The sequence below is a fragment of the Bacillus sp. SIMBA_031 genome, from assembly GCF_046535225.1.
Lineage (GTDB): Bacteria > Bacillota > Bacilli > Bacillales > Bacillaceae > Bacillus > Bacillus velezensis.
The window spans coordinates 1-272 of record NZ_JAWRXC010000230.1 but is presented as its reverse complement, the minus strand read 5'-3'; the positions used below and the strand labels follow the sequence as shown (position 1 = coordinate 272).

1 protein-coding gene is annotated in these 272 nt (G+C 59.2%); it reads left to right on the top strand.

Annotated features, from left to right (window positions below; translation table 11 throughout):
• Window positions 1-272 (top strand): effector protein Tle3 domain-containing protein (locus SB724_RS20120; protein ID WP_410572608.1); only part of this gene is annotated, 272 nt, incomplete at both ends.

The window sequence follows — 272 nt, the reverse complement described above, 5'->3', positions numbered from 1 at the left end:
AGCCATGAAGGCGCTCGAGCCGAAGCGTTTCTTCCAGCGGATGTGGACGCGTATGGAGAGGGACCACAATGGCGACGGGAAATTCAAGAAAGTACTGGTTGGCTTGAAACCGGCCCGGGTGCCGGTGCGAGACGCGTTCGAACGCCTGTCACCTGGCCCGGATGCCGGCGCCTCAATGCTTGGGACAGCCAAGGCAATGGGAACGAATGCGGCGTTGCAGCAGAATTTTGTGCGCAACGACATCCGGTACATCAATGGCGAGGAACTCAAGC